Annotated in this window: 6 protein-coding genes and 1 pseudogene; 2 read left to right on the top strand and 5 right to left on the bottom strand. The window is 65.4% G+C overall.

The annotated features are described in order from the left end of the window. From GBZ26_RS30465 to GBZ26_RS31035, 5 genes and pseudogenes are all read right to left on the bottom strand, one after another. On the bottom strand, positions 1-327 hold a 327-nt coding region (locus GBZ26_RS30465), incomplete at its 3' end, for an AAA family ATPase (RefSeq protein WP_345772075.1). Positions 328-352: 25 nt separating this feature from the next. Further along, on the bottom strand, positions 353-637 hold the full coding sequence (locus GBZ26_RS30460; protein ID WP_246654318.1) for a hypothetical protein: 285 nt from the start codon (positions 635-637) through the stop codon (positions 353-355). Continuing rightward, positions 631-2288, bottom strand: a pseudogene (locus GBZ26_RS26820) (transposase family protein). Before GBZ26_RS26820 ends, GBZ26_RS30460 begins: the two are co-directional and overlap by 7 nt. Then, a complete protein-coding gene (locus GBZ26_RS31040; protein WP_425514973.1) occupies positions 2281-2460 on the bottom strand; it encodes a helix-turn-helix domain-containing protein in 180 nt (59 codons plus the stop codon). The pseudogene GBZ26_RS26820 and the gene GBZ26_RS31040 overlap by 8 nt, the downstream one beginning before the upstream one ends. Positions 2461-2467: 7 nt before the next feature. Further along, positions 2468-2749, bottom strand: a complete 282-nt coding sequence (locus GBZ26_RS31035; protein ID WP_425514972.1) for a recombinase family protein — start codon at positions 2747-2749, stop codon at positions 2468-2470. A gap of 886 nt (positions 2750-3635) precedes the next feature. Between GBZ26_RS31035 and GBZ26_RS26810 the strand changes: the two genes are divergently transcribed. Both GBZ26_RS26810 and GBZ26_RS30010 read left to right on the top strand, forming a co-directional pair. Then, positions 3636-4517 (top strand): hypothetical protein, encoded by an 882-nt coding sequence (locus tag GBZ26_RS26810; RefSeq protein WP_174441439.1) that lies wholly within the window; start codon positions 3636-3638, stop codon positions 4515-4517. A 248-nt stretch (positions 4518-4765) separates the two neighbouring features. Next, positions 4766-4961: hypothetical protein (locus GBZ26_RS30010; protein WP_211104982.1), on the top strand; the 196-nt coding region annotated here is incomplete at its 3' end.

The following is a 4961-nucleotide window of genomic DNA, read 5'->3' as shown; positions in this document are numbered from 1 at the left end:
GATGCCCTCGCCGGCGCAGCGTGCGAGGAGCCAGCGGATGTAGGCAAGCTGGTTCCCCGCCATGCCGTCGAACTCAAACACCACCGAGCGGTAGCCGATCTCCTCCATGGTCGGGCGCCGGAGGTCGTTCCGGAGCTTGGGGTGCCCCACCAGCACGACGGAGAGCATGCCGCCGCCATCGGCCAACACCTCCATCAATCGCTTCAGACCGATCAGCGTCTTGCCGTGCAGGTCGTGGGCCTCGTCCACGAACAGGGCCACCGGCTTGCGGCCGCGTCGCACGAGTTGCTGCAATTCGCGCTCGCGCTTCTCGCCGAGGGTCGGAATCTTCGGGTCCTTGTCTGGGGAGAGGTCATGGAACAGCGCGGTGATGAGGGTGGGGATGGTGGGTGCGGTCCTTGTCCACCGACAGGCTCTTCGACACCGTGACGCGCCCGTCGCGGGTCAGCTCGTCCTGGATGCGGCGGAGCAGCACGGTCTTGCCGCTGCCGACGACTCCGGCGACCGCCACCAGGCGGCCGGCCAGGATAGAAGCCTTCACATCCTTGATGAGTTGGCGGTGATGGTCGGTCTCGTAATACCCGGCCATCAGCATGTCCCGCTCCAACTTGAAATGCTCCATGACCTCCGTCAGCATGCCCCGCCCCCTCCCGTCCGCTGCCTGAAGTACGCCCGCACCTTCGTCAGCACTTCATCCTTGGCCAGGGTCTCCCGCACCAGCGCGTCGATCCAGGTCCGGTCTTCGGCCGATAGTTTCGCCAACGCCAAGCCGATCTCGCCGGCGATCGCGCGTTTGGCCGTGATGATGTCGGGAAAGGCCAGGGTGCGGTAGGGATCCGGGTCGGCGAACGCCACCTTGGGAGCCGGTGCAGAGACGGGTGGCGGTAGGGGCGCGGTGCCGCCGTCGAGAGCCGCGCGCGGCAGGCCGATGCGCTCCGCCAGCTCGGCCACCCGGTCGGCCCGTTCTTCGGATTTGGTCTTCTGGTGCTTGCGGTATTTGTGCAGTGGGATGGGGCCGCCGACCGGACCGTAGGGGCCATACCGCCGGTCGCCGTGCTCAACGTAGAGTTCCTGGTCGAACAGGCCCCACCAGAGCACCACGTCTTCGCCGGCCAGGTCCGGATCGACCTCATAGGCGACGCCCTCCACGGTGATGCGCGGGTGTCGATGCCGACCTTGCGCCGCTCCGGCTCCCGCGCGAAGGCGCAGAAGCGGTCCCAGGCACACATCTCGCGGCAGCCCTTCTCCGGCAGGTTCCGGACCCAGTCCTCGATGCGGCTGTGCGGTTCGGACCGGTGATCCTGGGCGTTGTAGCGGACGAGGTAGCGGCGCAGCCACAGGTTCGCCTCCGCCTCGTCCTGCGGTTCGTGGAAGTGGTAGAGCGTCTCATGGACGTCCTTGACGGTGCGGAACGGCCGCTCGACCTTGCCCTTCGACCGGGCGGTGGTGCGCCGGCCGTCGCTCCCCGCCGGAAGGTGGGTCATCACCTTGACGCCCAGGCAGGCCATGACGTTCTGGAACACGCGCGAGCGGGTGACCGGGCCGTTGTCCATGTAGATCGCCTCGGGGATGCCCTGGAACGGCATGTCCTCCTCGGGTTTCGCCGCCATGGCGTTGTAGAGGAAGCGCAGAGCCGACTCCGCGTCCTCCCCGTAGACGCATCGGTACTCCTGGTAGACGACGCCGCTGCGGTCGTCGGCGACACTGAACAGCATCAGCGTGGGCGCTCCCCGGCCGGGCTCGATCCAGAGCAGCTGCTTGACGTGCTTCAGGTCCGACGGGCTCATGTCGAACTGCCACAGCTCATTCGACCGCCGCGCCTGGAACCGCACGGCCGCCGGCGCACGGGTCAGACGCATATGGTCGTATCCCCAGGCCCTGAGATACCGGTCGGCCGTCGGCCGGGTGAGCGATCCGGACGGAAGCTTCACCAGCCCGTCAGGCGTTTCCACGCCATGTTCCTCCATCAGCTCGATGGCGCGCGCGGTAGAAAGATGCCGGCCCTTCTTGTTGGTGGTCCGCAGCTTCAGAGCGGCGATGATTTCGCAGTACCGCTCCATTTCGGCCAAGCTGAGCTTGCGGGGCTTCCCTCGGTCGGCCCGACGAACTCCTTTCGGCCGCAACTGCCGTTGCAGAGCGCGGTAGACGGTGGCTCGGGATACTCCATAAAGCTCGGCGGCGGATCGTAGGATCTCCAGACGATCCGGGTGGCGGGGCGGCAGGGTGTCCAGCCGGCGGCGCAGGTTCACCAGCGCTTCAGCCGGAACCTGCCGCCGGCCCTCAGACATCGCCGGCTGCCAACGCGCGGTAGACTGAAGCCCGTCCGATCCCGAGGCGTTCGGCAATGGCCGTGGCTCCCAGCCGCTCCTGCTCCTTCAGGCGACGGACCTCCGCCGGATCGATGGACCGTTTACGGCCCTTGTAGACGCCTTTCGCCTTGGCCTGGGCAATTCCCTCCATCTGTCGCTCACGTCGGAGGTTTGTCTCGAAATTCAGCGAACACACCCAGCATGTCGAGGAAAGCCTTGCCGGCTGCCGTGGCGGTATCGATCGGCTGCTCCGTTGCCTTCAGCACCGCGCCCTTCACGCGCAGTTCGTGCACGATGTCCTGGAGATCTCTGATCGAGCGCGCCAAGCGGTCGATGCGAGTGACCATCAGCGTGTCCCCCGGGTGCAGGAACTGCAACAGGAGCGACAACTCTGACCGACCGGCGCGTGTGGTGCCGCTTGCCTTCTCCGATCGGATCACGTCACAGCCTGCCCGAAGCAGCGCCTACTCCTGGATCGTGACGTCCTGGTCGGTGGTCGATGCCCGGGCGTAGCCGTAGATCGCCATGTCCGTCTCACATGCGTCTGGACCTGCTGACGATAGCGTCTCCGGATATGGAAATCCACCCTAATGAGACGCGAGAAGCGTCTCAGGCGAGCGCCTCAATGGGGTATACTCAACCGGAACAGGGGATGACTTGGCGCCCCAACGTTGATCAGGCTATGCGCCTGTTTCACGACCAACGAGCTGCCGCCAGATTTGTCGATGCGCGGCAGGGGGACGGTGACCGTCTCGCACTTGGTGACGCCACCGTCCACTGGCATTCGGGCCTCGACGTCGTAGCTCATCGCCGGGACCGTGATCTGCGCCAGCACACCGGCTTGCCGGTGTGCGGCGTATGACACAGCCTGGGCGAGGAACTGCGTGGGGTGGGAGGCGGGGCGGACAACAGGACAACGCGCCGGACCACGCTGACGCAACGGGGAGGCCACGAGCGGACAACAGGGCGGACAACGGGACACCAGGCGGACAACGGTGCGGCAACGCCACGACGCTTGTCGCCTTGTGGCGACCAATGGGGCACGGCGCGCGCCGCCGTTTGGGCGCTCTGCGTGCTACGGAAGCGGCGTGTGGCGGAGGTTCGCGTGCTCTTTTTTGTCCTCACACCTGTGCATCAATATGCAGGACTTTTCGGGCATAGCATCCGCTGCCCATATCTAAGGCTTTGTTATTTCATCGCTATGGTTGCTACGGATGACTCGGTTCGTAGCACTGCTACGGTGCGGCAAAGCCCACGCTTTCTGCTACGAGTTCTCCAAAAAGAAGAGTATCTTGAACGCTACGCTCAGGTACGGTGGGGCAGAAAATGACCGCGGGGATTGTATGGCCAGCCATTCCAGTGACCAAGGCGGACAGGGTCCGGCAGTGCTTGGGGACGGTGGCCGAAATGCGGCTGAACAAAGCGACGTGGCCAGAGGTCGCGGCGGTCCTCCAAGCAGATGGGCTATCGGTCACCGCCGACGAGATCCGCTCCTACTGGGGCCGCCACACCAAAGGCATGCATCCCGCGCAAGTCGCTCTCCGCGCGCGGGATGCACGCATCGCCGCGCTGATCGATGAACGGGACGCCGATCGGGCGGCGACGGCCCTGGAGCGGGACACGGAAGCACGTCAGGCTGAGTACACCGCCGCCGTACTCGCACAGACAGAGAAGGCGTGGGGCCAAGCCCGCGACGAGGTCGCTCAGGCGGTCCGTAAGCGCGACGCGGCGATAGCCGCTCGAGAAGAGGCCGAACGGATTAAGGCCGCCCTCGAGGCGCGCCTGACGACCCTGGAGGAGCAATTGGCGGTCGAGCGGACAAAGGCGCGGTTGCTTGATGGGCGACTGATTGTGGTCGACGAGCAGTCCGGCCATTTCATCATCGAAGGGTTCACCCAAGACCAGTCCGCCGTGGTGAACCAGCACTGGCCGGAGTTCCATCCGCTTCTCCAGGCGCGGGCTGCTCAGCAGAAGCAGGACCTCACGCGCGAGATGGAAACCGCCGCCCGTCATGAGCGCGCCGACAACGATCTGCGCGCGGTCCTGGTCTCTCTGGCGCGCAACGCCAAGCTGGACACCCTGCACGGGCAACTGGCGCGCAATGTCCTGGCCGCCAGTCCGCTGGTGCGGGAGGTCTGCACCCGCCTCGCCGCCTCGGCCGCTGTCCGACCATCCCCTCCACCGGCAGGCCCTCTTTCCTCTCGATGATCTTCGCCTGCCCCTGTCCGGCCCGCACCGTTTCAGCGTGCCGAACAGCGGCCAGACCTGCTCAGCTACCTGCCGTACAGCCGCGATGCCGGTGCACTCCATGGCAGCGGTTACACCGACGGGTGATGTCAGGGCGCCGAAGTCCGGCGCACATGCGGTGAATGTCGGCCGCCAACTCCCCACCGCTATGTTCACCAACGTCCCACCGACCAACCCGGCCTCAGCGCGCGCGTCCTCAGTCAGTTCGTATGTATCTGATAAGCTCGCTTGCCCGGATTTGCGTCAACGTCCTTCCAAGGGATATTGAAATCCGACGGTTCCGTCTCACGCAATGCGAGCAGGATCTCATCGAATATGAGCACAGTGCCGTCTCCAGTCTCACCGAATCCGAGCAAGATTCGACGATGAAAGCGAGCACGGCCGCCGATGATTGCGAGCAGCTAC

The sequence above is a fragment of the Azospirillum formosense genome (genome assembly GCF_013340925.1).
GTDB classification, from domain to species: Bacteria; Pseudomonadota; Alphaproteobacteria; order Azospirillales; family Azospirillaceae; genus Azospirillum; species Azospirillum formosense.
Note: the sequence above shows the minus strand (reverse complement) of the source record. Positions and strands in the feature narration are given on the sequence as shown.